The 25,785-nt window shown below is 38.7% G+C and carries 24 protein-coding genes and 7 pseudogenes; 19 read left to right on the top strand and 12 right to left on the bottom strand.

Annotated elements, in window-relative coordinates:
- Positions 1-28: 28 nt before the first annotated feature.
- Entirely contained in the window at positions 29-637 is a 609-nt protein-coding gene (locus tag JCM13188_RS04270; RefSeq protein ID WP_054752381.1) for a DUF3267 domain-containing protein, read from the top strand.
- A 36-nt stretch (positions 638-673) separates the two neighbouring features.
- Entirely contained in the window at positions 674-892 is a 219-nt protein-coding gene (locus tag JCM13188_RS04265) for a hypothetical protein (protein ID WP_054752379.1), read from the top strand.
- Here JCM13188_RS04265 and JCM13188_RS04260 read toward each other — a convergent pair.
- The 7 genes and pseudogenes from JCM13188_RS04260 to JCM13188_RS04235 form a co-directional block, all read right to left on the bottom strand.
- Complete coding sequence (locus tag JCM13188_RS04260; protein ID WP_054752377.1) at positions 881-1,102, bottom strand: hypothetical protein; 222 nt, start codon at positions 1,100-1,102, stop codon at positions 881-883. The genes JCM13188_RS04265 and JCM13188_RS04260 overlap by 12 nt on opposite strands.
- Positions 1,103-1,227: 125 nt before the next feature.
- Positions 1,228-3,179: pseudogene (locus tag JCM13188_RS04255) on the bottom strand (FtsX-like permease family protein).
- Complete coding sequence (locus JCM13188_RS04250; protein ID WP_054752375.1) at positions 3,169-3,930, bottom strand: ABC transporter ATP-binding protein; 762 nt, start codon at positions 3,928-3,930, stop codon at positions 3,169-3,171. The pseudogene JCM13188_RS04255 and the gene JCM13188_RS04250 overlap by 11 nt, the downstream one beginning before the upstream one ends.
- Before the next feature lie 77 nt (positions 3,931-4,007).
- On the bottom strand, positions 4,008-4,199 hold the full coding sequence (locus JCM13188_RS20365; RefSeq protein WP_369404815.1) for a VanZ family protein: 192 nt from the start codon (positions 4,197-4,199) through the stop codon (positions 4,008-4,010).
- Positions 4,145-4,624 carry a hypothetical protein gene (locus JCM13188_RS04245; protein WP_054752373.1) on the bottom strand — a complete coding sequence of 160 codons (480 nt, stop codon included), beginning with the start codon at positions 4,622-4,624 and terminating at the stop codon, positions 4,145-4,147. The genes JCM13188_RS20365 and JCM13188_RS04245 overlap by 55 nt, the downstream gene beginning before the upstream one ends.
- Positions 4,621-5,628, bottom strand: a pseudogene (locus JCM13188_RS04240) (sensor histidine kinase). Before JCM13188_RS04240 ends, JCM13188_RS04245 begins: the two are co-directional and overlap by 4 nt.
- The gene (locus JCM13188_RS04235) at positions 5,628-6,314 is read right to left on the bottom strand and encodes a response regulator transcription factor (protein WP_054752371.1); all 687 of its coding nucleotides are present in this window, start codon (positions 6,312-6,314) and stop codon (positions 5,628-5,630) included. The pseudogene JCM13188_RS04240 and the gene JCM13188_RS04235 overlap by 1 nt, the downstream one beginning before the upstream one ends.
- Before the next feature lie 352 nt (positions 6,315-6,666).
- On the opposite strand from JCM13188_RS04235, the gene JCM13188_RS04230 reads away from it, so the two are divergent.
- From JCM13188_RS04230 to JCM13188_RS04220, 3 genes and pseudogenes are all read left to right on the top strand, one after another.
- The gene (locus tag JCM13188_RS04230) at positions 6,667-7,398 is read left to right on the top strand and encodes a hypothetical protein (RefSeq protein ID WP_279401371.1); all 732 of its coding nucleotides are present in this window, start codon (positions 6,667-6,669) and stop codon (positions 7,396-7,398) included.
- A 72-nt stretch (positions 7,399-7,470) separates the two neighbouring features.
- Positions 7,471-8,127, top strand: a complete 657-nt coding sequence (locus JCM13188_RS04225; protein ID WP_054752369.1) for a hypothetical protein — start codon at positions 7,471-7,473, stop codon at positions 8,125-8,127.
- Positions 8,124-8,539 (top strand): annotated as a pseudogene (locus JCM13188_RS04220) (VOC family protein). The gene JCM13188_RS04225 and the pseudogene JCM13188_RS04220 overlap by 4 nt, the downstream one beginning before the upstream one ends.
- A 62-nt stretch (positions 8,540-8,601) precedes the next feature.
- Here JCM13188_RS04220 and JCM13188_RS04215 read toward each other — a convergent pair.
- From JCM13188_RS04215 to JCM13188_RS04200, 4 genes and pseudogenes are all read right to left on the bottom strand, one after another.
- Positions 8,602-9,535: pseudogene (locus tag JCM13188_RS04215) on the bottom strand (NADP-dependent oxidoreductase).
- A gap of 116 nt (positions 9,536-9,651) precedes the next feature.
- Positions 9,652-9,945 (bottom strand): 2Fe-2S iron-sulfur cluster-binding protein, encoded by a 294-nt coding sequence (locus JCM13188_RS04210; protein ID WP_054752367.1) that lies wholly within the window; start codon positions 9,943-9,945, stop codon positions 9,652-9,654.
- Positions 9,923-10,750: an FAD-binding protein gene (locus tag JCM13188_RS04205; RefSeq protein ID WP_054752365.1), complete on the bottom strand. Its 828-nt coding sequence runs from the start codon at positions 10,748-10,750 to the stop codon at positions 9,923-9,925. The genes JCM13188_RS04210 and JCM13188_RS04205 overlap by 23 nt, the downstream gene beginning before the upstream one ends.
- A 19-nt stretch (positions 10,751-10,769) precedes the next feature.
- Positions 10,770-11,546 (bottom strand): FAD-dependent oxidoreductase, encoded by a 777-nt coding sequence (locus JCM13188_RS04200; protein WP_054752362.1) that lies wholly within the window; start codon positions 11,544-11,546, stop codon positions 10,770-10,772.
- 257 nt (positions 11,547-11,803) lie between these two features.
- On the opposite strand from JCM13188_RS04200, the gene JCM13188_RS04195 reads away from it, so the two are divergent.
- The 14 genes and pseudogenes from JCM13188_RS04195 (at position 11,804) to JCM13188_RS04145 (ending at position 24,490) form a co-directional block, all read left to right on the top strand.
- On the top strand, positions 11,804-12,616 hold the full coding sequence (locus tag JCM13188_RS04195; protein WP_279401370.1) for a maleate cis-trans isomerase family protein: 813 nt from the start codon (positions 11,804-11,806) through the stop codon (positions 12,614-12,616).
- Positions 12,617-13,351 (top strand): aspartate/glutamate racemase family protein, encoded by a 735-nt coding sequence (locus JCM13188_RS04190; RefSeq protein ID WP_054752361.1) that lies wholly within the window; start codon positions 12,617-12,619, stop codon positions 13,349-13,351.
- A 94-nt stretch (positions 13,352-13,445) separates the two neighbouring features.
- Complete coding sequence (locus JCM13188_RS04185; protein ID WP_054752359.1) at positions 13,446-15,032, top strand: ATP-binding protein; 1,587 nt, start codon at positions 13,446-13,448, stop codon at positions 15,030-15,032.
- 6 nt (positions 15,033-15,038) lie between these two features.
- Positions 15,039-15,713 (top strand): response regulator, encoded by a 675-nt coding sequence (locus JCM13188_RS04180; RefSeq protein WP_054752357.1) that lies wholly within the window; start codon positions 15,039-15,041, stop codon positions 15,711-15,713.
- A 509-nt stretch (positions 15,714-16,222) separates the two neighbouring features.
- Positions 16,223-17,233 carry a tripartite tricarboxylate transporter substrate binding protein gene (locus tag JCM13188_RS04175; RefSeq protein ID WP_279401369.1) on the top strand — a complete coding sequence of 337 codons (1,011 nt, stop codon included), beginning with the start codon at positions 16,223-16,225 and terminating at the stop codon, positions 17,231-17,233.
- Positions 17,234-17,309: 76 nt separating this feature from the next.
- On the top strand, positions 17,310-17,807 hold the full coding sequence (locus JCM13188_RS04170) for a tripartite tricarboxylate transporter TctB family protein (protein ID WP_054752352.1): 498 nt from the start codon (positions 17,310-17,312) through the stop codon (positions 17,805-17,807).
- 77 nt (positions 17,808-17,884) lie between these two features.
- Positions 17,885-19,272: pseudogene (locus tag JCM13188_RS04165) on the top strand (tripartite tricarboxylate transporter permease).
- Between the two features lie 54 nt (positions 19,273-19,326).
- Positions 19,327-20,394 (top strand): SLC13 family permease, encoded by a 1,068-nt coding sequence (locus tag JCM13188_RS04160; protein WP_369404831.1) that lies wholly within the window; start codon positions 19,327-19,329, stop codon positions 20,392-20,394.
- A gap of 109 nt (positions 20,395-20,503) precedes the next feature.
- Positions 20,504-20,665: a hypothetical protein gene (locus JCM13188_RS17880; protein ID WP_279401368.1), complete on the top strand. Its 162-nt coding sequence runs from the start codon at positions 20,504-20,506 to the stop codon at positions 20,663-20,665.
- A 256-nt stretch (positions 20,666-20,921) separates the two neighbouring features.
- A pseudogene (locus JCM13188_RS04155) lies at positions 20,922-21,672 on the top strand (cation:proton antiporter).
- Positions 21,672-21,965 carry a cation:proton antiporter domain-containing protein gene (locus JCM13188_RS21700; RefSeq protein WP_439646610.1) on the top strand — a complete coding sequence of 98 codons (294 nt, stop codon included), beginning with the start codon at positions 21,672-21,674 and terminating at the stop codon, positions 21,963-21,965. Before JCM13188_RS04155 ends, JCM13188_RS21700 begins: the two are co-directional and overlap by 1 nt.
- Complete coding sequence (locus JCM13188_RS20360; RefSeq protein ID WP_369404814.1) at positions 21,910-22,368, top strand: cation:proton antiporter; 459 nt, start codon at positions 21,910-21,912, stop codon at positions 22,366-22,368. Before JCM13188_RS21700 ends, JCM13188_RS20360 begins: the two co-directional genes overlap by 56 nt.
- A 305-nt stretch (positions 22,369-22,673) precedes the next feature.
- On the top strand, positions 22,674-23,552 hold the full coding sequence (locus tag JCM13188_RS04150; protein WP_054752348.1) for an ABC transporter ATP-binding protein: 879 nt from the start codon (positions 22,674-22,676) through the stop codon (positions 23,550-23,552).
- Between the two features lie 53 nt (positions 23,553-23,605).
- Positions 23,606-24,490, top strand: a complete 885-nt coding sequence (locus JCM13188_RS04145; protein ID WP_369404813.1) for an ABC transporter permease — start codon at positions 23,606-23,608, stop codon at positions 24,488-24,490.
- Between the two features lie 50 nt (positions 24,491-24,540).
- Here JCM13188_RS04145 and hmpA read toward each other — a convergent pair.
- A pseudogene (gene hmpA, locus JCM13188_RS04140) lies at positions 24,541-25,766 on the bottom strand (NO-inducible flavohemoprotein).
- Positions 25,767-25,785 lie beyond the last annotated feature (19 nt).

Raw genomic sequence — 25,785 nt, 5'->3', positions numbered from 1 at the left:
AAAGATATCCTAAGGGAGACGATCTCAATTGAAAATAAAATTTGGTTTACCGAAAGAAGACCCAACATTTGATGAGGAATTAATTGGGGACAAGTGGACACCACTTAAGGAGCCAAAAAGTATAGGGTTGGCTTCACTTTTGTCCATTCCTTTCATGCTGATTAATCTAATTATTTGTTGGGTCGTTATAGAAGCTACCTCTGGTTTGTCACTTAAAGATTTTGGGGTTACAGATTCAAGTGTCACAATCAGTATTAATGGGAGTCATTTATTATGGCTACTTGGTTTGATTGTGGTACATGAACTTATTCATTTAATCTTTGTACCTCATTTTATAAAGTCTAAGAAAACTTATATCGGGATTACCTGGCAGGCAGGGTTTGTTTTAACAGAGGATATTATTTCAAGGTCTAGATTCTTGGTGATCTCATTTGCGCCGTTTATCGTTCTATCAATCTTATTGCCAATTGTTTTAAGTTTAGTAGGTATGCTGACTCCACTTATGAAGGTACTCATTTTGTTTAATGCGATCGCTTCATGTGTCGACATGCTGAATGTTTATTTGATTATGACCCAGGTACCAAAGAAGGGTCGCTTAATCAATAATGGTTTCAAGACGTATTGGAAGGCAGCGTAATCCCTCTGTGATACAATCATGTATGAGGTGGTTAACATGATTTGTTTTCTTAATTCATTTTTAATAGCGTTGTTTACGTTTATATATTTAATTATGTTTTCATTAATTCATCCTTTGGTTGGGATTGATCATGAACTCATTCGGATTATAGAATTGGTTATTTCTATAGCCCTTGGTGTGTGGACGAAGAATAAAGTGATGCCGGTTTTAAGTCGCGGCCGGACTTGTGAAGTTAATTTAATATCAAAACAATAAAGGTGACAAGACAAAGTGAAGAGAACAGAAAGTAGATATAACTGAACGATTTTTACCTTCTTTGTATGCCGATAGTGCGGATACACCTGTAACGACAGCAATGAGTAAGAATAAGTTCGTGTCTGAAAGTGTAAACCCGTCATATGTATAATCTAAGATAAAGATTAATAGGCCAATAGCTAGAACGCCGATTTCAATTTTTCTAATCATAGATAACCTCCTTTCAGTGCAAAATACTAAACTCAAGTATATCAAAAAGAGAAAAAACGGAACACCTTTTGAGCAAGGGTGTTCCGTTTTCCTCATAAAATGAATTTTTCCTCATAACCCTCAGGCTACAGCGCATTGCCGATGATTTTACGATAATAAATGACAGACAGGATGCCAAAGATCGAATATAGAGCTGTATAAAGAACCATGACGAGGAGCATTGGAGTCCACAACTCTGATCCGAATAAGAACCAACCTGACTGAACGGCAAAATAGCTGTGCAGAAGTCCGATTGCGAGCGGGATGCCAAAGTTAAATAATTGCTTAAGCTGAATACCTTTTAATAAATCAAACTGAGTGAATCCAAGCTTTCTTAAGATTGTATAACTGGGCTGTTCGCTTTCACTTTCGTCCATTTGTTTAAAATACAGGACGCAGCCCGACGTGACAAGGAAAGTCAGTCCAAGGAAGCCCACGATAAACATGATTAGCCCCATGTTCATTTTCTGATCTTGGCTCGACTTCAGTTGTGAATCATTGCCAGCCCATTCTTCTAAATTCTGACTGATGTATAATTCATTGGCTTTCTGTAAGTCACCTTTGCTTACATCAATTCCTGTGAACAATTTAGTGCTCATTTGGATGTCTGGGTTTAAGTCTTGTTTTAGTTTTTCATAAGTTGAGTCATCAACGACAGCTAATGGCAAACCGCCTCCACTAAAGTATGACGAAACAAGGTGCTCACGCTTGAGGCCAATTTGCTGAAGTTCAAACTTTTCCGATTGACCTTTAAAAATTAGAGTTCCTGAGTCTTTAATTTTCATAAAGCTCATCGTAAGATCAGAGTAGCCGTGTAATAGTGCTTCATTTTTTTCAACATTGATTTGTTCAAAATCTGCATCACTAACGACTGGTACTTGATACTGGCTAGGATCAACCATAATAGCGTCATCTTGATCCATATTTAAATCGAGAATGTCTGAGGCATCTGCCACGTACTGAATGACCTCAACTTGTTTCATAGAGTAATCAATATCGTTACTTTCTAAGGCTGTTGTAAACTTATCTACGGATTCTTCATTAACTAATGCAAAGTCGTGAACCACATAGTCTTCTGCCATTTGTTCTGCCGAATAATAAGCGATATAACTTAAGCTTAAAAATCCGATTGCAAGAGCTGAGATAGTCGTAATAATGGTTAGCAATAATGCATTTGATTTCATTCTAAACATAATGGAAGATAACGACATAACTTTATTGATGTTGAGGTAGCCTTTATGTTGTCTTCGGATGAGCTGGAAAATAAACGCAACGGATCCTTTGTAAAATAAGTAAGTGCCTATAATGACGGAACCTAGAATGAACGCCATGGCAAAAGCCATTCCATTAATAGAGGAAAAAGCTAGATCAAATAGCTTCTGAGATACATAATATCCTGTTCCGATTAATCCAATGCCTAAGACTCCTATTATGACCTGCCAAATAGACAAACGTTGACTTTGACTTCTGTTGAAGACCGAACTTGGAATAAAGCTAGAATGCTTTGTTTTTTTATAAATAGATAGTTCGTCAGCATAATTAGTAAATAAATGCCTAGAAAAACAAGTATAGTTTGAATGAGCGCTTCTTGTGAAAATGATAATGTCGCAACAGCTTCAACGCCTGTAATTTTAAACACAATCATGACGATTAATTTTGAAACTGAGAATCCAAGCAAAATACCAATTAGCATTGAGCTAAAGTAAAGGATGAAATTTTCAATACTTAATATACGAAAAATACGTCCTTTAGTCATGCCGATTAACTGAAAAAGTCCAATTTCGTTACTTCTTCTTTTGATAAATAAATTGTTCGCATAGATCAAGAATATCCCAACGATTGCGATTAATACAACAGAGCCCGCTTTGACCCCCGCTTGACCTTTGATCGTCCCAGTTGCAGGGTCCATGGATGGGTCGTATTGTAATGTGACAAAGGCAAAATAAATTGTGACACTAAAGATTAGGGCAAAGACGTAGAGGTAGTAGTTACTTAAGTTTTTCTTAAGGTTACGAATGATGAGCTGATTAATGTTCATACTGAACGCCACCTAATACGCCTTGCGTTTTCATAATGTCTTGGAAAAAGCTTTGCCTGTCTTCATTGCCTTTATTTAATTGAGTATAAATTTGCCCATCTTTTATAAAAATGACCCGTTTACTGTAGCTGGCGGCTACGGGATCGTGCGTGACCATCATGATCGTTGCCTTTAGTTTTTCATTCAAATCGCTTAATTTATTTAATAAGTTGGAAGCGGATTTTGAATCGAGTGCTCCTGTTGGTTCATCGGCAAAAATAATACTTGGTTCATGAATGAAAGCTCTTGCTGCTGATGTCCGCTGTTTTTGACCGCCTGATATTTCATTAGGATATTTATCTTGAATATCTAAAATACCTAATTCATTAGCAAGTGATTCAAAACGTTCGCTCGCTTCTTTCCTTGATACTTTTTGAATGGATAAAGGCAGTAAAATATTTTCTTTAACCGTTAATGTATCGAGTAAATTATACTCTTGGAATATAAACCCGAGATGATGCTTACGAAACTCCGCAAGTTTTTTCGACTTCATACTTGTGATGAGGTTACCCTCTACTTCAATCGTCCCATGGCTGACTTGATCAATGGAAGATAGGACGTTAAGTAACGTCGTTTTACCTGAACCAGATGCCCCCATAATACTAACGAATTCACCTTGCTCAAGTGTGAGGTCGATTCCTTTTAAGACCTCTTGTCTGTTAAATTTGTTTCCGTAACTTTTATGGATTTTGTGAGCTTTAAGTAGGCTCATGTTAAAAACTCCTTTCCGTTCATCTGAATTCATTGTAAATGGGGTATGGGATTCTTTTCCTTCATTTTACCTAACAATTAGAAAAAGCATGTGACATTTTTCGTCACATGCGTGTTATGTGAAGCGTTTTTTTGGATAAGAGGAGTTAAAAGGTACCCTACTATAAACCCTGTTGTATTAAGGATTAAATCATCGATATCCATGCTGCCGCGGCCTAAAATGAGTTGAGAAACTTCAATAATAGAAATAGATAAAACAGCAATGAGCAATAGGTTAACAGACTAGGTTTTTTAGCAACGAGTCTGTAATAGATCCCAAGCGGAATCGTTAAGACAATGTTTGCTCCAATGTTATATAAAGCGACTAAGGGCTCGGCGTTTCCTGACAAATAGAGTTTAATCGTTTCAAAAGGGATGACATTAATATTGTCAGCGCCTGGTCCGTTTGGTCTGAAAAAGAGCAAAATGATTAAGCCTGCTGTGTAAAATAACATGCCAACATGAACAGTCGTGACAGAAAGGTTGATTTTCTTTTTACTCCAAAGCAATCCGAAAATAATACCGATAGTGGTGATACTTAGCCACGCAACAGCTATGACGAGAATATTAAGATATTCAATTAGTTCTTCCCAAACTGGGATTAATGTGACAAATAAAAGTTGTGAGATGATGATACATGTGATTAATCTAATCATAAGTCACCTGCGATCTGAACGAAGTCATTTTTCTTTGGGAACGTTAGTGTAAAAGTCGATCCTTCTCCTACTGAAGACTCGACATTTAGTTTATTTTTAATGAGTTAGCTACTTGCTCGGTTAAATATAATCCCATTCCAGTAGCTGAATTATCCTGATGTTTAGCCGTAGATGTAAATCCTTTTTCAAAAATACGTGGTAAGTCTTTATCATCAATTCCACGACCATCATCTTGCACCTTGAGTTTGGTCTGTCCATTTTGTTCAAAACTTTGTATGAGAATATCTGAGTTCTCACTGTATTTCACACTATTAGAGAGTAACTGTCTCACCATAAAGGCAAGCCATTTACCATCTGTTAATACTTTAGGTTCGTTTAAGTCAATGTCAAACCCAATTCCTTTATGAATACACCATGATTTTAGATTTTTAATTTCTTGATAAATAATTGGTTCTAAATTTGTTTGTTCAATGTAAAGGTCATTTTCAATAATCGCCATTCGCTTCTTGTGTAATTGTTGGTCAAGAAGGAGGTGAATCCGAAGCCATTCGTAATCTAGACTGGTTTTAAGCGCCTGATCTTCAATTCGGTCGATAATGAGTTGCATAGCGGTTAGAGGTGTTTTAACTTCATGAATCCACGACAGTAACTCGTCTTTTTCCTGTTCTAAGTTCGTTCGGTTGTTAGATTCGATTTGTTTTAATTGTTCGGTTTGTTTCGTAACGTTTTGTGACACAATCTTTTCAAATGGCGACTTTGGTTCAGGTAGTTCAGATTCATCTAATAAATTAGCCCGGTCGTTCAGCTTTTTGTAAAAGTCTGTTTCTCGTTTATAACGAATGATGAAAAAGAGCAAAAACACTAAGTTAGATAAAAAATGTGTAGTATAAAATGGATTGAATTGCAATTGCTGAATCTACATACGCAATGAATAAAATAAGGCCATGCATGAATAAAATCATTAGAATCCAACTAATACGTTCGATTAAAAACTTAATCAACATTAGGGTGTTCCTTCTTTCGCGATATAGCCTTGTCCAACTTTCGTTTCAATGTAATCACCTAAACCAATTTCACCAAGTCGCTTACGTAAACGGTTAACGTTTACAGTAAGCGTGTTGTCGCTAATGAACCGTTCATCTTCCCATAGGCTGTTAATCAGGGACTCCCGGCTAACAATTTTATTTTTATGTTCAATTAATTTCTTTAAAATAAATGTTTCATTTTTGGTTAACTCAATGCTGCCTTGGTCATTAGTCACTTCATTTTTCTCGTAATCAATCGTGGCCCCGCACCATGTTTTCAGCTGAACATGATCGGTATTGTAATTATATACCCGCCTAAGCGTCGCTTGAACCTTCGCGATGAGTACATCGAAATGAAACGGCTTTTGAATATAGTCATCAGCGCCTAGCTGCATCGACATAACCATGTCAGTTGGATGATCGCGTGATGATAGGAAAATAATGGGCACGTTCGAATGCGAGCGAATCATTCGACACCAGTGAAACCCGTCATACTTAGGAAGCTGAATGTCGATCACAACTAAGTCTGGTTTGATGCCTGTAAATTCTTCCATAACTTTCTCGAAATTTTGTATCCCATAAACATCATAAGACCACTGAGTAAGTCGTTCTTTGATTTCATTAAAAAGGGACTCGTCATCCTCAATGATGAGTAGTTTAAACATATTTTCACCTTCAAATATAACTTGTATTAAGGCTAGTATATCAAATGTGATGGAAGGGTGTGTGGCTTAAAAACAAGATAAAAGGATTAAATAAAATGTTGTCGAACTTATGTATTAGTAAATAAAAGTAATAGCGGGGTTAGTTTATGTTAGATGTAAAAACGAAGGCTTTTGAAGTATCTTCTAGATGGATTAAGCGTCATGCGAGCCTTTAGAGGCGGCGAGATGGGCTTATAAGTTTGAGGATGGAACGAAGGATGAGGTTTTAAAACATTTAAAGGCATTTCAAAATGAAGACGGAGGGTTTGGGCACGGTATAGAACCTGATTTCTGGGTGCCACACTCGAATGCGATGGCGACGTGGGCTGCAGGGCAAATTTTAATAGATTTGGATGTGCGGGCTAATCACGACATGGTGCAATCTACGATCTCGTACTTAATCAACACGTATGATAAGGACCTTGGTATGTGGGCATCAGTAATACCAGAAAACAACGACTACCCTCATGCACCGTGGTGGGGCTATTCAGAAGATGCTCAGAATAACTGGATGTTTAACCCGAGTGCAGAGCTAGCCGCTTTCTTAGTACATTGGTCTAACGAAAAAGATGAAGCTTGGCAAGTTGGCTGGGATTCGCTTACTAAGGCTTGCAGGCGTCTTATGAGTGCAGAAGACATGGACTTTCATGAGATTAGCAATTTTAATCAGATGGTTAAGTTACTTGAATCTAATCAAGCTCAGTTTAAAGAGCAGACAGGTTACGCATTTGAAGAGGTTAGTAGAAAAGTAGATAACCTTATTTTACAGACCGTCGAGCAAGACCCATCGAAGTGGGGGACAAGTTATCAACCTTTTCCATTAGATTTTGTAGAAAGTCCTGATGATCCGCTTGCAAAGGAGTTTGGTTCGCTGATTGAGAAGAATCTAAATTTCTTTATTGAGGATCTGCTTGATGAAGGGATTTGGGATATCTCCTGGGAATGGGGGCAGTATCCGAATGAATTTGCCATCTCAAGACGGTATTGGCAAGGCATTTTAACGGTCGATCGATATAAATTATTAAAACGGTTTGGGAGAGTATAAAATTGTTAGAAGGGGATGTTCTAAAGAATCTACAATGGATTAAGGACGAAACGATCGATTTAAATCAATCGAATGGGGTTCAAGTTTCGAATTTTTTGCCTAATACGTATAGTCATTATATTAAAGTACTACACCCAAATTTACCGAGATTTAAGTATTCAAGATGAGTGGCTGCTATACAGTGAATTCGATTCAGATACATTTGAGCCTGTTATTGGCGAGAGAATCTATCATCGAGAACTAGCTAAGAAATATGGACTCACATATTCGAAAGAGTATAGTTCAGCAGAAATTGCGAGAAAGCTAGGCGGTTATCCGAGATATTTAATTTTAGGTGAAGAGGGGAGTTTGGATGAGAAATCCTGCTACGAGCTAACCTCAGTCTTGATGCCATTTACGGACCAGGGTCAATGTCATTTTTATTACGACATTTTAAAATTGGTAAATGAAGTTCCTGATTTGCAAGACTACAAGGATGGGCTACTATATAACGGGTTATTAAGTAATGTTTTAAAGGTGTACAACAGTGGCAACCGCGCCGGATTGGGTTCTCCAACTTACTTGTGGGACAATGAGAGAAGTTGGTGTTTGTATACAGATTACGATTCTGATTTCTCTATTTTGGGCGGCAATGAAAAGCTGGCTATGAAACTATTAAATAACCCTACGCTAGAATGCATTCAAATTGATTTAAATACAAGAGTGGATGTTGAGGAGGCGCAAGAATGATGAAAGAGCTGGTTAGAGTCGGTACGAATTATATACCTGTAATGGACGTCGAACAATCAATAGAATGGTATGTTGGAAAGCTAGGAGCGGAACTGAGTTATCAAGACCACGATAAAGCCATTATCAACTTTGCCAATCAGAGTCTGTTTTGGTCAAATCAGAGGAAAACCAAAGCGCTAATTTTGTAGATTACAAAGGGATCGAGTGGTTTTCGTTAACATTTGAAGTAAACGGTTTGGAAGCTTTAAGTTCTTTACATAGTGATTTAAAAGATCGCGGAGTGCAGGTTGGAGAAATTGAAGATCGCGGACATCCAGGTAGAAACTTTGTGTTTTCAGATTTAGATGGAAATAAGTTCGACGTTTGGAGTGAACTAAGTCCGATTTTCAAAGAAAAATTCTCGATCAAGTAAGGGATGCTTTGTTAGTTCCCCATAAATAAGGCACCAAGCTCTAGCTTGATGCCTTCTTAAATTTATTCAACATTGATAACAATTTTCCCTTTCGCATGGTGGGTTTCGCTTAGTTCGTGTGCATCCTGAATTCCTTGTTCCGTTAGCGGGAAGCGGTGGCCAATAATGACCTTGAGGTTACCTTCTTTCATTTGATTCGCGATTTGTTTAAGCTGTTCGCCTTTTGGTTCTAACCATACGAAGAATGCTTTGACGCCGTGCTCATTAGCCTTTTCTTCTTCTGGTGGTGCAGCAACTGACGCAAGTTCGCCGCCTGACTTCAAGATTTTGTAGCTTTTCTCTTGAATATCTCCGCCTAACGTGTCAAGGACGAAATCATAGTCTGTTAATTCTTCTTCAAAGTTTTGTTTGGTGTAATCAATGACCTCATCGGCACCAAGTTCTTTGACGAGCTCCACGTTTTCGTGCTGCAAGTTGTTGCGACATATGCACCGGCGTTTTTAGCAAGTTGGATTGCAAAGGAACCGACCCCGCCTGAGCCTGCATGGACTAACACCTTGTCGCCTTCTTTAACGCTGCCGTGTTCAAATAGACACTGCCATGCCGTTAGCGCTGTTAGTGGCGTTGCTGCAGCTTCTTCAAAGCTTACGTTTTCTGGGATTTTCGCAAGCAAGTGAGCGTCAACTGCTGTATATTCTGCATATGTTCCGCGATTTGTCAGTTCAGGGCGGGCAAAGACTTGATCTCCGACTTGATAATCGTTCACGCCTTCACCGACTTCATCCACGACGCCTGCTACGTCCCATCCTAAAATAATAGGAAATTCAAAAGGCACCATATCTTTAGGTAACCTTCGCGTAGTTTCCAGTCAATTGGATTAATGGAAGTTGCGTTCACCTTCACAATGACTTGTCCCTCTTCAGGAGTTGGCCTTTCAAACTTCTGTTCTTTTAAAACGTCTTTATGACCATATTCATTCATGACTATTGCTTTCATGTTGTCACCTCATTTTAAATTCATGTTATTAATATGTGTGTAGCTTCAAAGGTTATTCAAATGCAATTGTAAAATGTAAGTGGCTTAACATAAAATCATCTGCTTAGTAACTAAACTTAATATTCTTTAACTAAATCGCGTATTGTGTATCCTTTCGGTAGGGGAGCCAATGTTAAATAACCGTCACTCCCGGCTTCAGCATTTTTCTGGCAGCTTAAGTCAGGCTTGCCGTTAATCATCATCATACATGTTGTGCAAAGCCCTGTTCGGCATGAAAAACGATAAGCGATACTAGGGTCATGTTCCTGATAAATTTTTTCTAGAACATTTAACACAGTCATAACTTTAGGACAATTGACATGGTACTCACTCACATGCGAACCGCGATCAATTTTGACGTGAAGATTCATCAGACTTGACCTCCTTATGCAGAACTTTCAATTGATTGTTCCCCAACCGAACCAAAATATGGTGGGCAGGACTCATTTGTTCTAGAAAATCTGAATTAAAGTGTGCTCCTCGGCTTTCCTTACGGTGAATGCCCGATAAAGTCATTGCTTCAGCTGTAAGGGTCATATGGGTAGCCTCAATGTAGTCGATGATTTCCCTTGAGTAAGGCTTAATAGATGAAATATGCACATCCTTAAGCTTATGCTTGATGGTGTTAATCTCTGATAAAGCTGTAGTTAATTCTTCACTCGTTCGAATCACCCCAAAATAATCGGACATCACTCTTTGAATTTCTGACTTGATTTCATGCGGGCGATGTTCACCTTTAAGGTTTAGATGTAATGGTTCCAACGAAATGTTATTGGAATTTTGTGAGTACGCTGCAGCTTTCTGTCCAGCACGAGCACCAAAAACGAGGCACTCAGATAAGGCGTTATTGCCAAGGCGATTACCTCCATGCAGACCACCCGCCACTTCACCTGCTGCGAAAAGCCCGTCTAAATCCGTTTGGCCGTCCTGATCAATTCGGACTCCTCCCATTATAAAGTGAGCTGCCGGGCCAACTTGAGCACGCTCAATCGCAAGGTCGACTCCCCTATCTTTACAAAGCTGGTACTCGTGTGGAAACTCTTTTTTAACTTGATCGATGACTTCTGTTGCATCGAGCCAAATCGGACCACGGCCTTCAGCGGTTTCGGATGCAATGGCAATAGATAGCTTATCACGAGTGGCATCTTCAAGTGTGTCTGGAGCGTATTTTTTCATAAATCGTTCGCCATGTTTATTAAAAAAGTTTCGAATAATGATAAAAGCTGATGCACAGACCTGCGATAGACTTTGGTTCCATAATACTAACTGGATAAAACTGCACCTGCTCAAAATCTATTAAAGATGCACCGGCTTTTAGTGCAAGGGCATAACCATCACCAGTCGACTGAACGGGGTTACTAGTTATAGGATATAGTTGTCCGGCTCCGCCCGTTGCTAGAATAGTTGCTTTGCTCTTAATCTTATAAAATGTGTTGTCCGATAAGTCCAACACTAGTGCACCATAGACTCGTTTGTGTGTCTTTAGAAGTTCGACGGTCATCACATCACTCCATGTTGCTACCCGGTCGTCTTTGGTTACTTTTTTTCTTAACGTATGTAAAAGGCCAAGGCCTGTTTTACCTTTTTTGGCACTAACTGAGCGAGGGAGGGAATGTCCGGAAGTGTGGGACACAGTCACTTGCTCACCTTCGCGGTCCAGTTTCAGTCCCCAGTCGATTAAATCTTCTAATCTAGTTTTAATGTCATTCACAAGAGTTTGTGCAAGTACGGGGCTACTAAGGCCACGCCCACTTTTATAAATATCTTGTAAGTATGGTTCAGGCCCATCTTGTTCGTGTGACCACGACCCAAGTCCTGCCACCTGAACGGCTCCCGTTGAAGAGCCGCTCCAGCCGAGCGCACCTTTATCTAAGATGAGTACTCGTTTATTGTCTTGCGCTGCATATGTAGCTGCTGATAGCCCAGCAGTTCCAGAGCCAATGACTAGAACATCCGTCTCGATTGTTTTCACGCGATCACCACTTTCAGAAAACCTTTTGACTTAAGCGTATCATGATTTTTTTAAAAAATGTCTCAAAAATTGGTCGAATATGAAGTGAAAAGTTAAAGATTAATAGATAAATCTGAGATAAGGGTAGATAAAACGGATTAAAAGGTCGATATATCGTAAAAAGGGTAGATAAATCCAAAACTGGGGTCGATAAATCTGAAAAAGTATTAGATAAACCCAAAATTGAGGTCGATTAATCTAATGTTGGGGACGGTTAATTGAAAAACATTTTATACTGCTCTAAAAAGTTAGAAAAAGTCGCAAGCATCCGTCATAGTCTATTGGAAAGGAGGGGTTTCGGTGACGAAGATCGGTTTTTATATCCTGGGTTTGCGGCAGAGGATGATTATCCTTACCTCAGTATGATGGTGGAACCATCCGTTGATGTTAAATTAGTACATACGAATTTTAATCGAGATGCGCATACGGTTGAGGCGTTAACAGAAATGGGCAGTAATAAAAGATTACTTGAAGGAGCGGAATACTTAAAAGGAGAAGGCGTTGAGTCGGTCATGTGGACATCAACGAGTGCCAGTTTTACATTAGGCATTGAAGGTGTTCAGGAGCAGATAAAAGTTTTAGAAGATGCTTTAAAGGTGCCGGCATCGACAACAGCGATGGCGTTCATTCATGCTTTAGATGCAATGGGGTCTAATCGTGTCGCGATTGCGGCGACTTACCCAAAAGATATCGCTCAGCTATTTAAAGAATTTCTCGAGTCACACGGGTTTGAAGTTGTTAAATACTCAAGTAAAGGTATCATAACCGCAGCGGAAGTTGGTACGTTACGCCGTGAAGATGTCATCGACTTTGTAACTCAGTATGATACATCTAATGCCGACACATTATTGATACCAGATACAGCCCTGCATTCGGCTGCTTGGCTTGAAGGTCTAGAAGATGCTGTTCAGAAGCCTGTGTTAACCGCAAACCAAGTCAGTTTTTGGGAAGCACTAAGAATCGCTGGAAAGTTAACCAATCAGACAGGGTTTGGGGAACTTTTTAGCAGGCCAATATCGGAGGACTCATAGATGTTATACCGAGCGAACCCGGGTCAGGTGAGTTATGGTGAGTCGATTGGTATATTGTTAATGGACACGTACACACCGTTTGTGCCAGGTGATGTTGGAAATGCCACCACGTATTCATTTCCTGTTAGGTTCCAGCGAGTCCAAGGTTTGACGTTTGATCAATTATTAACAAAGGACCAGGCATTAGTTGAGCCTCTTCTTGAAGCGGGGCACGAGCTTGTAAAAGAAGGTGTACGCGCCATAACAGGTGATTGCGGTTATATGGCCATGTTTCAAAAAGAAATTGCTAAGGAATTAAAGGTGCCCGTATTTTTATCGAGCCTTCTTCAATTACCATTTATGTCCGCCATGCTCGGACCAAATGAGAAAATCGGCATTATTTGTAGTCATTCGACATACTTTGATCACGATTTAATTAGCGGTATGGGATTATATGTGGACCCTGGCAAAATATCGGTTATTGGTATGGAAACACAAGAACACTTTCGCCTGGCTGCGCATGTTGAAAATGGCCTTCTAGACCCTGAGGTGGTTGAACAAGAAGCCTTGTCAGTTGCGATAGATTTAGTGACTCGTGAACCAGAGGTGAAGATGATTTTGTTAGAATGCAGCAGTCTACCGCCTTATGGCAAGGCTATCCAGCAGGCAACCGGGCTTCCGGTGTTCGATTATATAACGATGATCGAATACGTTCATTCTGCTTTAGTGAAAAAGAGGTATAAAGGGTTTATGTAAACAGCATCCCTATAACACTTTCGAGATGGTACAATGTACTAAAATGAAAGTGTTATTTATTTGCATCCAAGAACACATAAAGAGGAGAAGGCAGATGCGTCATAAATTTTCCCTGAAAACTAAAATCATAACGATGATTACCACGCTACTACTATTCGTGACGGTTGTTATCACAGGTATTAATGGATATATCGAATGGAACCAGACGAAGGAATCAATGGGACAACGAGCATTAGATGTGGCTACGTCCATCTCGTTAATGCCAGAGGTGATTGATGCCTTTGAATCTGAGAACCCTTCTAAAGTCATTCAACCGATAGCTGAAAGAATACGTGAGCAGGTAGGAGCAGAATTTATAGTTGTCGGAAACAAAGACAGCATTCGTTACTCCCACCCTCAGGAATATAAGATCGGTAAGAGGATGGTAGGCGGAGATAATGACCAAGCTCTCATCCATGGTGAGTATTATCAATCGGAAGCTATTGGTTCTCTTGGTCCATCACTTCGTGGTAAGGCGCCTATTTTTAACGAAAAAGGGGAAGTCATTGGCCTTGTATCAGTAGGGTTTATGTTAGAAGATATAAAAAGTACCATTTTTGACCGAATGCAGGTGTTACTAATATCTGCTCTAATCGTACTCATGCTCGGAAGCTTCGGAAGTGTTTTACTAACGAGGAGCATTCGAAATGATATTTTAGGATTGGAACCACATGAAATTGTTTCGTTATATCGTGAGAGAAAAGCGGTTTTACGTTCTGTAAAAGAAGGGATTGTCGCTATTGATCGAGAGGGACGCATTACGATCTTGAACCATTCAGCAAGGCAAATGTTAGGACTAACTGAAGAAGCAAAATATAAACATATTGATGAAGTATTACCAGACACTAAAATGTTTAAAGTTCTTGAAAGTGGCAACTCAATGATTGATGATGAAATGATTTTGAGAAATCGTGTTGTAATTGTTAATCGGACACCCATCTATGAACAAGATGGACAGGTTGTTGGAGTGGTTGCGAGCTTTAGAGATAAAACTGAGATTCAAGAAATGTTAAATGCGTTATCTGAAGTGAAGAGTTACTCAGAAGACTTACGGGCTCAGACGCATGAGTACACGAATAAATTATATGTGATTTCAGGCATGCTGCAACTCGGGCACTATCAAGAAGCAATAGATCTAATTCAAGAAGAATACAAGCAGCATCAACATCAAACGAAGAAGCTGTTTAAGTATATAGAAGATGAATCCGTTCAAGCGATTTTAACCGGAAAAATTGGTAAAGCATCGGAGAAGAAAGTCGATCTTGTCATAGATGAAAATAGCTCGTTATCCAAACTTCCTGAGTGGTTTAACACATCAAAGATGATTACGATTTTAGGCAATTTAATTGATAATGCCTTTGATGCTGTGAAAGATCGTCATAATAAGCAGGTTACATTTTTCGTAACCGATTTAGGGAACGATATTATTTTTGAAGTAACTGATAACGGAAAAGGGATCCCAGATGCTATTCAAGAACAAATTTTTGAAAAAGGTTTTTCAACCAAGCAAGGAACTGACCGAGGGTATGGTCTATCCATTGTTGAGGAAACCGTTCAAGAATTAAATGGTTCGATTGAATTACAGAGCAGTGAAGAAGGGACAACATTTACCGTGTATCTACCGAAAAGAGAGGAGGTCTGATTAAACGTGTTAAAAATAGGGATTACAGAAGATGATTATCGTGTGGCGATGATTCACGAGGAATTTGTCAATAAAGTTGGTGGCTGTGAGGTTGTTTTCAAAGCTCTAAATGCTAAAGATACAATGCAAAATTTGAAAGAACATCCAGTTGATTTATTACTTCTCGATATTTATATGCCAGATCGTTTAGGCACGGAGGCCATTGATGAGATTAGATCGATTGATCCTCAAATTGGTATTATCATGATCAGTGCCGGTAACGACCGTGAAATTGTACAAGAAGCTTTGAAAAAGGGGATCTTTGATTACATTATTAAACCAGTCACGCTCGATCGTTTTGTCAGTGCGATAGAGAAGTTTAAACAATTTAAAGAAGAGTTCAGTAAGCATGATGAAGTTGACCAGACACTGTTAGATCAGTATTTCGGTCAAGAAGGATTATCTGAATCTCATATGAAACAAGATACTCCGAAAGGAATTGATCCTTTAACACTTAAAAAGGTGAAGGAAATTCTTGAAAAGGAAAAAGGGCTAACAGCTGAGGAGATGGGCAGGCAGATGGGAGCCTCTAGAACGACTGCCCGTAGATATTTAGAATATTTAATTTCAGAAGGTGAGTGTCAAGCAGAATTAGAATACGGAATTGTGGGTAGACCAGAGCGAAAGTATTATAAGAGCTAAAAGCAGCTAGGACTGTTTTTGGCTCTTTTTTTATAAGCTATTAAATATAATAATTTCTAGTCACGCTTCGACTAATTATGTTTATTTAGCACTGTCTAGCGCGTAGCGCCCAATCACTGGGTGACTTCCTGTCTAAACCTACGATAAGTCAACATCGATTCGCGAAACTCATCGTGTTTCCTTTATCTCAGTTTAGCCGGTTCAGCGACGAACAGGACGTTCTAGTGCCGACGTTGGCCGCAGGACGCGGCCGTAGTTAGTCGGCGCACTGCGTGGTTAAACAGGCGCTCCGCGCTTTTCTAGTGTCGTGAACAAAATGAACAAAATGTTTTTATTTTTCTTTATACCGTTAATTTTGAAAACGGTTACAAATTAGAATTTTCATTTTAGTATGATGAGTAGCGATTCAATTTTGACATTTTTGAAACAAATCAGTTAACAATTTATTAAATTTTAGGGGGTAGAATGATGAAGAAATTTTTAGCATTCTCAATTTTGCAATGCTGTTAATGGTTTTAGCAGCGTGTGGTGGGGATAGCTCATCAGAAGGAGATTCAAGTGATTCGGAATCTGAAGGTGGATCTGAGGAAGCTTCAGGCGAAAGTAATGGAGAATTCACGCCATCAGAATCTATTGAAATTGTTGCTCCAGCAGGCGCTGGTGGTGGTTGGGATACAACAGCTCGTATGGCTGCCCAAACATTAACGGAAGAAGGTATTATTGAACAAGATATGGGAGTTGTGAATAAAGAAGGTGCTGGTGGTGCGATTGGCTGGGCTTACATGGCTGAGCAGGCAGGAAGCAATCACAACTTATTCGTATCATCTTCTCCAATTTTACTAGTACCATTAAATGGTCAATCTGAATATGGTCATGAAGACTTTACTCCAATTGCAAATGTGATTGCAGACTATGGTGCGTTTGCGGTTGCTAAAGATGCTAAATGGGATAACTTAAATGAGCTTTTTGAAGATATGAAAGAAGATCCATCAAGTGTAACAGTAGTTGGTACATCTTCTCCTGGTAGTATGGACCACATTCAGTTCGTACGCTTTGCGAAAGCAGCGGGAGTAGACATTACAAAAATTAAATACGTATCTGCTCCAGATGCTGGCGGTGTAACGCAAGTATTAAACGGTAGTGCCGACGTATTCTCAACAGGTGTTGCGGAAGTAGCAGAACAAGTACGTGCAGATAAACTTAAGGTTCTAGCCGTTACTTCAGAAGAGCGTTTAGAAGGTGAAGTTCTTTCTACGTTCCCAACAGCTAAAGAGCAAGGCATTGATGAAACGTTTGTGAACTGGAGAGGTTTCTTCGGTCCTGCTGACATGGACCCAGCAGCGGTTAAATACTATGAACAGAAATTTAAAGAATTAAGTGAATCAGAAGCATTCGCTGAAATTCGTTCTAACTATGGTTGGAATGAAATGTTCATGGGAAGCGAAGAGTACAAGAAGTTTCTAGATGAAGAAAAACAAAATCTTAAGTCATTATTAGATGAACTTGGCTTAACAAAATAATCGCATTCATAGAAGTCAACGGGAGACCCGTTGGCTTCTGAATGTTTTTACGTATAGATTGAGAGGAGGGGTTTCATTGTTTAAAGGGGTTAACCGCAAGATTGGTTTGATATTGTTCTTGCTTTCAGCAGGTTATCTATATATGGCGCATCAGCTTCCAACCTATCCATACATCCCTGTTGATGCGGATGCAATACCTAAAGCGTTGGGGTGGACGTTATTAGTTCTATCTATTGCGTTATTTTTCTCTAAAGACAATGATTCAGAAGAACAAAAAGCAAAACGGAAAATTCCTAAACAAGATGTCTTAGTCTTACTAGGCGTACTTGTCTTGTTATTACTTTATATAGCTTTATTTGAAATCCTAGGATTTATTGTGGTTACAGCATTATTTGTGTTTTTCTGTACTTGGTTCTTAGGTTATAAAAAACACATTTCAAATGCTATTGTATCTATTTTATTCCCTATATTCTTATACAGTATATTTGTTTATTTACTACAGATTAGACTTCCACAAGGAATATTACCAATTAAGAGAGGAGGGGTTATATGGGAGCGATCGATGGGATTTTAACAGGTTTTGAAGTTGCCTTTAGCTGGCAAGGAATACTATTCGTTTTACTAGGGGTATTTGTTGGTACGTTTATCGGAATGTTACCAGGGCTTGGCCCAATCAGTGCAATTGCTATTATGATTCCAATTACGTATGGTATGGACCCTTCACTTGCGCTCGTGATGATGGCAGGTGTGTATTATGGTGCTGTCTTTGGTGGTTCAACATCTTCCATTTTATTAAATGCACCAGGAATATCAGGTACGGTTGCCTCATCCTTTGATGGGTATCCGATGGCGCAACAAGGAAAAGCAGGTAAAGCTCTTGCTATTGCTGCGATTTCTTCTTTTGCTGGTGGTACGATCAGTGTTGTGTTACTGATGATTTTGCACCAATGCTTGCAAGTGTTGCCGTCTCGTTCGGACCACCTGCTTATTTTGCATTAATGTTACTTGGTCTAACAGCGATTTCAAGTTTATCAGAAGGATCTACAGTAAAAGCTTTAATTTCTGCAGTTGTCGGTTTTATGATTGCGACAATTGGTATTGACCCACAAACAGGGACATCTAGATTTACATTTGATAGTGCCAATCTATTAGATGGTATTGACTTCTTAGTGATTGCATTAGGTTTATTTGCTATTGCTGAAGTGTGTTATCTAGTCATGAACCGTCATAAGTCACTTGGTGGCTCTGGTAAAGATATTGGTAGTTTAAAGATTTCTAAGAGTGATGCCAAAGAAATGAGCGGCCCAATTGGTAGACACTCATTCTTAGGATTTATTCTAGGTATTTTACCTGGTGCAGGTGCAACTATCGCATCATTTATTAGTTATATCACTGAAAAAAGAATTTCGAAAAAGCCAGAGGAGTTTGGTAAAGGTGCCGTTAAAGGATTAGCAGCACCCGAGACTTCCAATAATGCCGCAACAAGTGGTGCCTTTGTTCCACTGTTAAGTTTAGGTATTCCAGGGTCCGGTACGACGGCTGTTATGCTCGGAGCATTCTTAGTATTAGGTCTTCAACCAGGCCCAATGTTAATGGGCGACCGTCCAGAGGTCTTCTGGGGAATTATAGCAAGTATGTATATCGGTAATGTTTTTTTACTTGTATTAAACTTACCGTTAATTCCTTACATTGCTAGAATTTTAACGATACCGCGCCCGATGTTAATTTCATTAGTTTTAATGTTTAGCTTGATCGGTGTATATGCCATTAGCTTTAGTGTATTTGACTTATATTTATTAGTTGCATTTGGTGTACTAGGGTTTGTCATGCGAATGTTTGCGTTCCCAGCTCCTCCGTTTATTCTAGCGTTTATTTTAGGAGGTATGATGGAGCAGTCATTCCGTCAGGCGATGACCATTTCAAACGGATCGATTTCGATTTTATTTGAAGACCCTATTTCACTGTCACTCATTATTTTATCTGTATTATCATTTGCATTCCCGATTGTTAAAGGTATTTTAAACAAAAGAAAAGCTTAACTAAAGGTTGTTAGCTATGAAAAGATTGTGGATTTGGCTCGGTAGTGTGTCTTTATTAGTCTATTTAATAATGACGTTAGATTTTTCCAATCACTATCACAGGACCAACAATTTACTTTAATCATACTAGGTTTAGCCATTTATTTATGGACAGTTGCACCTATTCCATCCGGAGCATCTAGTATTCTAATATTAGCTCTAATGATTGGTTTAGGTGTAGTTGAACAAGATGAAGATGCATTCCGGGGGTTTTTGTCCCCGGCTCTTTATTTTATTGTATTATTGTCTTTAATCAGTCAAGTTTTAGTCAAAGTACAATTTGACCAAGTGGTCGCCCAGCTTTTTCAAAAAATAAGTAAAGGTAAGGTGCAACGTATACTAATTGGCCTACCACTATTACTATTAGTGCTACCGATCTTCTTACCTTCAGCTATGGCTCGTTATAAGCTTTTATACCCCTTAGTTTCAAAAATAAATGATTTGTACCGTTATAAGTCAGATAGTTTGTTCAAGAAGTTCGGTTTGTATATTATTAGTTTCTTTAATCAGCATGCCACGCTCATTATTTTTACAGGTGGTGGCTTTTCTGTGTTTGCCTACCAGTTGATGGTTGAGTATGGTGTGGGCAGACTAAGCTGGTTAGAGTGGTTTACGTTACTTTCCATTCCGTTGTGGACAGCGATGATTTTATCGGCAATTGTTGTTTTTATTTTTCTAAAATGGAAAACAAATGAGTCAGTGATGGTGAACGCATCTATTATCCAGAATCAAAACCAAGAGAAAGTGAACAAACATCAGCAGTTTAGGCCAACGATTACAGCATTCTTTATCATGATTATCGCTTGGTTAATCACGGATCCAAATGTGGTTCCAATCATTATACCGCCTATGCTCCTTTTTGTGTTTTTGTCATTGCCTCAAATAGGCTTAGTTGATTCACGATTAATTAAGGATTTTGATTGGGAAAGCTTCTTACTGCTAGGAACATCTTTTTCATTAGGGTTAGTTTTATCTGATAATGGAACAGCACAGTTAATTGCTGAAGGGTTAAGTGCCCTTATGCCAACAGATGCACAGGCGTTATGGTTAGTGATTTGCGTCGTATTTTTATTTGGATTTTAAGGTTGCTATTTACTAACTCATCCTCTGCTATTGCGGTTGTATTTCCAATTATGATTTCGTACGCGGAAATCATTCATGTATCTCCGCTGCCTTATCGGCACTAATGGTAATGGTAATCGGTGGGACGCTCATTATTCCCATTCATTCTCCATCAACTTTTTATGCTAGCTTAGAAGGTGTATTAACAAAATCTGAAATGATCATGACTGGAATCATATCAAGTATTATGATGTCTGTGGTTGCTATCGCTGCTGTCTTCTTATATTGGTAAATGACCTTTTACGCGATTTTCGTGTAAAGGTTTTTTTCTTAAATGACCATCTATATTGAAATGAATTATAGGGTATAAGTACATACTAAGAATAAATAATTATATAGGTGGTTCGTTATGGTACATGAGTTTAATGACGTATTTATTCAGATATTAATTTTGTTAACGATCAGCATTGCAGTGTCTATCCTGGCAACGAAGTTTTAAACAGCCCTACAGCATTGCCCTCGTCATTGTCGGTTTGTTAATTGGGCTTATGCACCTTCCTGGAATCGAAGAGGCACAGGAGTTTATTACTCAGTCGGCTGTTTTTCAGGTTGTGATTATTTCTATTTTTCTTCCAACACTTTTAGGTGAAGCAACACTGAATCTACCCTTTTCAGATTTAAAAGAAAACAAAAAACCAATCTTCACGCTTGCTTTCGTAGGGACCTTTATATCAAGCTTACTGATTGGTTCAGGCGTATATTTTTATTAGATTTACCATTAGTGGTCGCCTTTACGTTTGCTGCCTTAATGAGTGCAACGGACCCGATCAGTGTATTATCAATCTTTAAATCATTAGGTGTCACGAAGAAATTAACCACCATTATTGAAGGGGAATCCTTGTTTAACGATGGGATTGCGGTGGTGTTATTTACGATTGCCTCGGTTTACCTGTTAGATTACATCAACATGGGTTGGGCTGGCCTAGGTGAAGGCACGTTATTATTTCTTAAGTTCGCTTTGGGTGGCTTAATTATCGGCGCGGCATTTGGATTATTAGCTTCTCGCGCTGTAAGCTTCATTGATAATTACCCGATGGAAATTACGCTTTCCATGCTGTTGTTTTCGGTAGTTATTTCACTGCAGAAATGATTCATGTAAGTGGTGTGATTGCCGTTGTAATATCGGGACTTGTTTTTGGTAATTATGGTGGAAACATCGGAATGAGTCCTGTGACGAAGTTAAACATCAACACGTTTGGAGCGTTATTGCTTTTATCGCAAATTCAATTATATTTTTGATGGTTGGACTCGAAATTAATCAAATTGATTTAACTGGAAAATGGGGCATGGTGTTGCTTGGTATTTTAATTGTCATTGCCTCACGCGCCATTGCGGTCTATACAAGTTTGTCATTTATTAAAGATTTTCCTTTAAAATTTAAGCACGCCTTGAATTGGGGCGGACTTAAAGGTAGCTTATCGATTGCTTTAGCGCTAAGTTTACCTACTGATTTTGATGGTCGTGAAGACATTTTTAGTGCTGACGTTAAGCGCTGTTCTGTTTTCATTAATTGTTCAAGGGTTAACGATTAAGCCACTTATTAAGATGGTTGGAATTATTCAAAAAGATGAAGGTGTTAAAGATTACGAAGAGGTCATTGCGAGCATATATCGTTACGAAACGGCTATTCACGATTGGGAAGATATGCAACGCAAATCGTTCATTACCCGTGAGGAGTTAGAAGAGCTAAAGAATAACTATCAGGAGAAGTTGAAGAAACTTTATGAACAGCTTGAACAACTTTATGAGCAATACCCTGAGATTAAGATTAAACATATTCGAAGTGCTAAGCGTGATGCCCTATATAAAGAATATCAGTCTGTTAAAGAGTTGGTCAGACGAGAGATGATCTCTGATGATGTGGGATCTAAGCATATGAGTAATATTATTGATGAGATTGAAACGGTTGAGTCAAAAATGAATACAGATCATTAAACTCAAAAGCTTCTACGCAAAGAATGCGTGGAAGCTTTTTTCATTAGTGTTGTTTTAATGAGCGGCTTTCCTCTCTTTATAAATGATAATCAGACTTATATGAACGTAACTTCTTCTCTTATAAACGGGTATCTGCTTTTTATGAACGGCTTTTTTACTTTTATGAACGTAAGTCCCTTCTATAGAGAAAAGTTTTTGAAACTTTACTCTGAACAAACCGTAATACTTGTTGGAATACAAAAAATTGGGGAGAGGTGTTTTCTTGAGTCAGGTTGCATTAGAACTTAAAAAATGTTAAAAAGACAATCGGCAAAAAAGAGATTATTAAAGGGCTCGATTTAACCATCAATCAAGGTGAAGTATACGGGTTTATCGGTCCGAACGGTGCAGGTAAGACGACTACTATTCGTATGGTAGTAGGTCTGATGAAACTGTCAGGTGGAGATATCAAAATTCTTGGAAAGAGTATTCAATCAGAATACAAAGAAGCGGCAAAGAATATCGGTGCCATAGTCGAAAACCCTGAGTTATATCCGTTTATGACTGGGTGGCAGAATTTAATGCACTACGCTCGTATGTATGAAGGGATTACGAAAGAGCGTATTAAAGAAGTCGTATCGCTTGTGGGGCTAGAGAAGGTCATAAACGATAAAGTTGGGAAGTATTCTTTAGGGATGCGTCAACGTCTCGGAGTTGCTCAGGCAATTTTACATAAACCGGCTTTATTAATTTTGGATGAGCCTACAAATGGACTTGACCCAGCAGGTATTCGTGAAATTCGTGATTACATACGTGATTTAGCAGTTAAGGACAATGTGGCCGTTATGATTTCGAGCCATTTGCTTTCAGAAATTGAACTCATGTGTGATCGAATTGGCATTATCCAGCAGGGAGAAATCATTCAAGAAAGATCAGTTCGTGGTGACGATGAAGCAGAAGATGCAGGTCTAAAAGTAATTCTTGACGTGGAACAAAGTGTGCAGGCAGAGGAAATATTAAAAGAATCAGGGCTTACGGTTGAAAAGGAATCAGACAAACTGATTGTAGAATTAAACCGAAAGGACATTCCAAACGTCGTGAAGCAGTTAATTGAAAATGAGATATTAGTTTATGGAGTAACACCAGTTAAAGCAACATTAGAAGATCAATTCTTAGAACTGACGGGAGGTAATGTCATTGGGTAAGTTTTTGGTTTGTTAAGAAATGAATTAATTAAAACATATATACGTAAATCAACTTGGGTGATGTACGGCGTGATCTTAGCGTTAATAATTGGTTCAGGCGTCCTAACAACGATTTTGATGATGTTATAACAACTAGCTATTCAGACAACTGGCAAGAAGAGCTAACGCAAGAGAATGAGGAGCTGAAGCAAGAAGCTGAAGAAGTAGGATTTGAAGGAATGTATTCATCCCAAATAGCTAAAAACAATTACTATTTAGAAAATGATATTAGACCAACTGGATTTAAAGCGTGGCAATTCACGTTAGATAATGCAATGTTAGCTTCATTGATTAGTTTATTTACGATTATTATTGGAGCAGGTATTGTCTCAAGTGAATTTAAGTGGGGGACGATAAAGCTTTTACTCATCCGTCCAATATCCAGAACGATGATTTTATTTACGAAGTTTATGGCAGTACTATTATTTGCATTAGCCACACTCGTTACAACTATATTGTCATCAATTATTGTAGGTGGCATATTCTTCGGATTTGAAGGTATGAATCCTCACTTCGTAACAGAAACAGCAGATGGATTACAATATGTTTCTGTCGTTGGGGAAGTGTTTTCAACATATGGCTATAGCATGGTCAATTTAGTTATGATGACGGCATTTGCCTTTATGATTTCAACTTTATTTAGAAATAGTTCACTTGCAATTGGACTTGCGATCTTCTTAATGTTTAGCGGTAACATGATTGTAGGGGCTTTACAACGTTATGACTTTGCGAAATTTATTCTATTTGCAAATACAGATTTAAAACAATACGAAACAGGCAATGTGATGTTTGAAGGTATGACATTAGGTTTCTCTATAGCTGTCTTGATTGCATACCTCGTCATATTCTTAGCTGTGTCATGGTTCTCATTTAATAAACGAGACGTAGCTGGGCAATAATTCTTACAACTCAAAAGGAGCTGGCCCGGATGTGGGTCAGCTCCTTAACTTTATAATTCAACATTAGGTCCGAAGAATTCATAATTGATTTGTTCGTCTGGTACATTCCAGTCAGATAAGCTTTGTTTAACCACTTTCATAAAGCCTTCAGGACCACAGAAGTAGAAGTCACAGTCATTACTTGGAATGATCTCTTTCATCCAATTTAAATTGACATAGCCTTCAAGGTCATACTGATCATCAGCAAGTGGTTCGCTGTAACAAGTAAATGATTGTACTTGAAGATGCTCATTTGAGATGTTTTGAACTTCTTTCCTCAATCCATGAACTGCACTATTTTGAGCTGCATGAATGTAATAAACGGGTCTGTTTGGCTGCTTTCGGACAACCGTATTGAGCATGCTTAACATCGGAGTTTGACCAACGCCGCCGCTTAATAGAACAAGAGGTTTTTCACTGGTTGTATCTAAGTAAAAATCACCACCAGGAGCACTTATTGGAAGGACATCACCTTCTTCAACCTGATTGTGAAGATAATTACTTACAACACCCTCAGGATTGTCGTCAATGCTATCCTCGCGCTTAACACTGATTCTAAAGTAATCTTTTCCAGGTGCATCTGACATGCTATATTGACGTAAGTGTGTGTAAGGCTCTCCAGGGATGTCAGCTTTCACTGTAATGTAATTTCCTGGCTTAAACTCGGGTAAAAGGCCTTGGTCTTCAGGTTTTAGATAAAATGATGTAATCACATCACTTTCTTTAACCTTTTTCTCAACTGTAAAGTTTCTGAATCCAGTCCAGCCTCCTGTTTGGCTACTGACTTCATGATACATTTCTTGTTCAACGTCAATAAAGACATCCGCGATCACACCGTAAGCTTTTTCCCATGCTGTCATGATGTCATCAGTTGCTGCGTCACCGAGCGTGTCTTTAATCGCTTGTAATAAATTTTCTCCGACGATCGGATAATGTTCAGGTTTAATGTTCAAGCTACGGTGCTTATGCGCAATCTGTTTAACAACTGGAACAATCGCCTCTAACTGGTCGATGTACTGAGCAGCTGCATAACTGTGTTCGCAAGTGCTTTAGGCTGACGTCCTTTGCGCTGATTGGTTTGGTTAAAAATGTTTTTAAGTTCAGGATGGTTTTGAAACAGTAATTGATAAAAACGAGTTGTAATCGCTTCACCATGTTCTGCTAAAACAGGTACCGTTGCTTTTACCGTATCAATTGTTTTTTGATCCAACGCTGGTTTTTCTTGTGTCGTAATCATCATCAACACTCCTTATGAG

This window comes from Piscibacillus salipiscarius JCM 13188, from assembly GCF_001311865.1.
GTDB classification, from domain to species: Bacteria; Bacillota; Bacilli; order Bacillales; family Alkalibacillaceae; genus Piscibacillus; species Piscibacillus salipiscarius.
The sequence above is the reverse complement of the archived record's forward strand: the minus strand, read 5'-3'. Positions and strand labels throughout refer to the sequence as shown.